Source organism: Aeromicrobium sp. Leaf272, assembly GCF_001422865.1.
GTDB lineage: Bacteria > Actinomycetota > Actinomycetes > Propionibacteriales > Nocardioidaceae > Aeromicrobium.
Genome location: NZ_LMMY01000013.1, coordinates 83134 through 87251, shown reverse-complemented (window position 1 = coordinate 87251; position 4118 = coordinate 83134). Strand labels below are relative to the sequence as shown.

Below are 4118 nucleotides of genomic sequence, written 5' to 3'. Positions count from 1 at the left end.
CACGTCGAGTGGAAGCTCCCCGGCTCCGACACCTGGCAACGAAACCAGCGCTGGCGACCCTGAACCCCACCCACCACGACCACCCCGACCACTGGTCGGGGCCGACGTGCTGCCCAGGTTCGATCGCGGTCGCCGAGGGGACGGTGCGGGCGGGACTACAGCCCCGCGGCGCCCCAGGCGATGCCGTCGAGGATGTCGTGCTCGCTCACGGTCACCGTGTCGGTGGCGAGGGGCACGGCGTCCAGCACCGCATCGAGGATCATGGCGCCGGCGCCGATCACGTCGGCACGGCCGGGGTGCATGAACGGCAGGGCCCGGCGGTCAGCCACCGACATGCGCAGCAGCGAGAGGCAGGCGGTGCGCATGTCGTCGACCGAGATCCGTGCCCCGTGGATGGCCGACGAGTCGTACGACGGCAGCTCCAGCGCGTGCGCGGCCACGGTGGTGATGGTGCCCGCCACACCGACGAGGGTGCTCACGGGCTCCAGCGACGAGACCTGAGGGACGAGCAGCCCGTCGAGGTAGGCCTCGAGGGCCGTCACCTCGTCGATCGAGACCGGGTCGCTGGGCAGGAAGCGCTCGGTCAGCCGCACCGAGCCGACGTCGAAGGAGTGCGACCACTGCACGTCGCCGTCGGCGCCGACCACCAGCTCGGTGGAGCCGCCGCCGATGTCGACCACGAGCGCCGAGCCGGTCGTCGAGCGGGTGGCGCCCAGGAAGGAGGCGCGGGCCTCGTCCTCGCCGGTGAGGACCTCGGGGCGCACGCCGAGGATCGACTCCACGCCGTCGTTCAGCTCGTCGGCGTTCTCGGCGTCACGTGCCGCCGACGTCGCGCAGAAGCGGATCCGCTGGGCACCCAGCACCGTGGCCAGCTCACCGAACTCGCGGGTGACGGCCAGCGTGCGGTCGAGGGCGTCGGGGTGGAAACGACCGGTCTCGTCGACGCCCTGGCCGAGGCGGACGACCCGCATCTCGCGGACCACGTCGCGCTTCTCGTCGCCGCGCACGTCCGTGACGAGCAGGCGCAGGGAGTTCGTCCCACAGTCCATGGCGGCCACGCGGAGGGCATCCGGCATGCCCCGACCCTACCGATGCCGAAGGGCCCGGACGGTGCCCGGGCCCTTCGGCTCATCCCACCTGCTGCGAGGTCAGCGCGAGCTCTCGGCCAACTCCTCGTCCCCGCGCGGGGTGTAGCCGTGGTCGTCGTCGACCATGCTCGTCTCGTCGAACGGGTCGTTGCCGGCCAGCACCTGGTCCAGCTTCTCGCGGTCGAGCGAGTTGGTCCACGTGCCCACCAGCACCGTCGCCACGGCGTTGCCGGCGAAGTTGGTGAGGGCGCGCGCCTCGGACATGAACCGGTCGATGCCGACGATGAGGCCGACGCCGTCGACCAGGTCGGGGCGGTGCGACTGCAGACCACCGGCGAGCGTGGCCAGGCCAGCTCCGGTCACGCCGGCCGCACCCTTGGAGGCGATCATCATGAACAGCAGCAGCGAGAGCTGCTCGCCGAAGCTCAGCGGGTCGCCCGTGGCCGACGCGACGAACAGCGTGGCCATGGTCAGGTAGATCGCGGTGCCGTCGAGGTTGAACGAGTACCCGGTGGGCACCACGACGCCGACCGTGGACTGGTGCACACCGGCGTGCTCCATCTTGGCGATGAGTCGCGGCAGGGCCGACTCCGACGACGACGTGGACACGATGAGCAGGAACTCACGGCCCAGGTACTTCAGCAGGCTGAAGATGTTGATGCCGGTGACGACCTTGAGCAGCAGGCCCAGGATGCCGAACACGAACAGGAAGCACGTGATGTAGAAGCCGATCATGAGGACCGCCAGGCTGCGCAGGGCGTCCATGCCGGTCTCGCCGACGACGGCGGCGATGGCACCGAAGGCGCCGATGGGCGCCAGCCACATGATCATGGCGAGCACGCGGAACACGAGCTTCTGCAGGTGTCCCACACCCACCAGCACGGGCTCGCCGGCGCGACCCATGGCCTGCAGGGCGAAGCCGACGAGCAGCGCGACGAAGAGCGCCTGCAGCACGTCGCCGGACGTGAGCGAGGAGACCATGGTGTCGGGGATCATGTGCAGGATGAACTCGGCCGTGGTCTGCTTCTCGCCGCCGGCGGACTCGGCGGCCTTCGCCGCGCCCTCCTCGGTCAGCTGCAGGCCCTCGCCCGGGTGCAGGATGTTGCCGACGGCCAGGCCGATGGCCAGCGCGAACGTCGACATGGTGATGAAGTAGCCGAGCGCGAGCCCGCCGACCTTGCCCACCTGGGCGGCGCTGCGGACCGAGCCGACGCCGAGCACGATGGTGCAGAAGATGACCGGGCCGATCATCATCTTGATCAGCTTGACGAAGCCCTCGCCGAGCGGCTTGAGCTCCTTGGCGAAGTCGGGGGCGGCGAAGCCGACGGCGATGCCGGCGAGCACCGCGACGATGACGGCGATGTACAGGTAGTGGGTGCGGTCACGCTTGACGCGTGGCTGCGAGGTATCGGTGGCCATGGGGTTCCTCCTGGTGGGCTGACCTGCACACCGTGCCCTCCGACGTGACCCCGGTCACCGTTGCGTACATAGAGTTCGTGACCGCCATCACAGGAGGCTCCCGGCTTCTGGGACGATGCCCCCTGTGTCCCGTGCCGCGTCCCGAGCTCCGTCCGTCGCTCGCCAGATCCTGCTCTGGCAGGTCGTGGTGGTGTGCGTGCTGGTGCTGGGCGGAGTGGCGCTGGCCTGGTTCGACGCCCGCGCGGACGCCACGTCGTCGGCCCGGCAGCGGGCGCTCGACCTCGCCGTCGCGGTGGCCGACACCCCCACCGTGCGAGAGGCGGTGCGCACGTCGGAGCCGACGACGGTGCTGCAGCCGTTCGCCGAGCAGGTGCGACGCGACAGCGGCACCGACTTCGTGGTCGTGATGTCGCGCGACGGCATTCGCTACTCGCACCCCGACGTCGACGTGATCGGCGAGCGGTTCATCGGGTCCATCGAGGAGGCGCAGGCCGGCCGGACCCACACCGAGGAGTACGTGGGCACGCTCGGTCCGTCGGTGCGGGCCGTGGTGCCGGTCTTCGCCGAGCCCGGCAGCCGCGACGTGGTGGCGCTCGTGTCGGTGGGCATCCGCACCGACAAGGTGCAGGACGAGGTCGTGGACGCGCTGCCGAGGATCCTGGGCGCGGCGGCACTGGCCGCGGTGGTGGGCATCGTCGGCGCCTGGCTGATCCACCGCCGGCTGCGACGTCAGACGCACGGGCTGGGCGAGCAGCAGATCACCCGGATGTACGAGTACTACGACGCGGTGCTGCGGGCGGTGCGCGAGGGCCTGGTGCTCGTGGACGCCGACGGTCGGGTGAGCCTGGTGAACCAGGAGGCCGAGCGCCTCCTCGACGTCGGGTCCGACCGCGTCCTGGGCGCCGACGTCGCGACCCTCGGGCTCGAGCCGTCGCTCACCGAGACCCTGCGGGCAGGACTGCCGCTCACCGACGAGGTGGTGGCGCTGGCCGACCGCGTGCTCATCGTGAACGCGGCGCCGGCGCAGTGGGAGGGCCGCGACGTGGGCACGGTGGTGACGATCCGCGACCGCACCGAGCTGCAGGGCGTGACGGCCGAGCTCGACACCGTGCGAAGCCTGGCCGACTCGCTGCGGGCGCAGAGCCACGAGACCGCGAACCGGTTGCACACGATGGTCTCGCTCGTGGAGATGGGCCGCAGCGAGGAGGCCGTCGAGTTCGCGACCCACGAGATGCAGCTGGCGCAGGGGCTGACCGACCACATGGTGGGGGCGGTGGAGGAGCCGGTGGTGGCGGCGCTGCTGCTGGGCAAGTCGGCGCAGGCGCACGAGCGAGGGGTCCGGCTCGACGTCGACCCGGCGTCGGTGGTCACGGGTCTGCCGGTCGGCGCGCACGACGCGGTGACGGTGCTGGGCAACCTGCTCGACAACGCCATCGACGCGGCGCAGGGCACGCCGGACGCGACCGTGGCGGTGCACCTGCACGCGAGCGAGCTGCACCTCGACGTGGTGGTGGAGGACTCCGGGCCGGGCATCCCTAGGGAGGCGCGGGAGCGCGTGTTCGAGCGAGGCTGGTCGACCAAGGTGGTGGAGCAGGCGCACGGGCGAGGGCT

General features: G+C 71.2%; 3 protein-coding genes. 1 reads left to right on the top strand and 2 read right to left on the bottom strand.

The features are described from left to right. Positions 1-155: 155 nt before the first annotated feature. Both ASF38_RS09725 and ASF38_RS09720 read right to left on the bottom strand, forming a co-directional pair. Entirely contained in the window at positions 156-1076 is a 921-nt protein-coding gene (locus ASF38_RS09725; protein WP_055964559.1) for a Ppx/GppA phosphatase family protein, read from the bottom strand. 72 nt (positions 1077-1148) lie between these two features. Continuing rightward, positions 1149-2507: a cation:dicarboxylate symporter family transporter gene (locus ASF38_RS09720; RefSeq protein WP_055964555.1), complete on the bottom strand. Its 1359-nt coding sequence runs from the start codon at positions 2505-2507 to the stop codon at positions 1149-1151. A gap of 124 nt (positions 2508-2631) precedes the next feature. On the opposite strand from ASF38_RS09720, the gene ASF38_RS09715 reads away from it, so the two are divergent. Beyond that, positions 2632-4118: sensor histidine kinase (locus ASF38_RS09715; protein WP_162237339.1), on the top strand; the 1487-nt coding region annotated here is incomplete at its 3' end.

Coding starts and splice junctions, on each gene's coding strand:
- ASF38_RS09720 (WP_055964555.1), bottom strand. CDS start 2,507: ATGGCCACCGATACCTCGCAGCCACGCGTCAAGCGTGACCGCACCCAC.
- ASF38_RS09725 (WP_055964559.1), bottom strand. CDS start 1,076: ATGCCGGATGCCCTCCGCGTGGCCGCCATGGACTGTGGGACGAACTCC.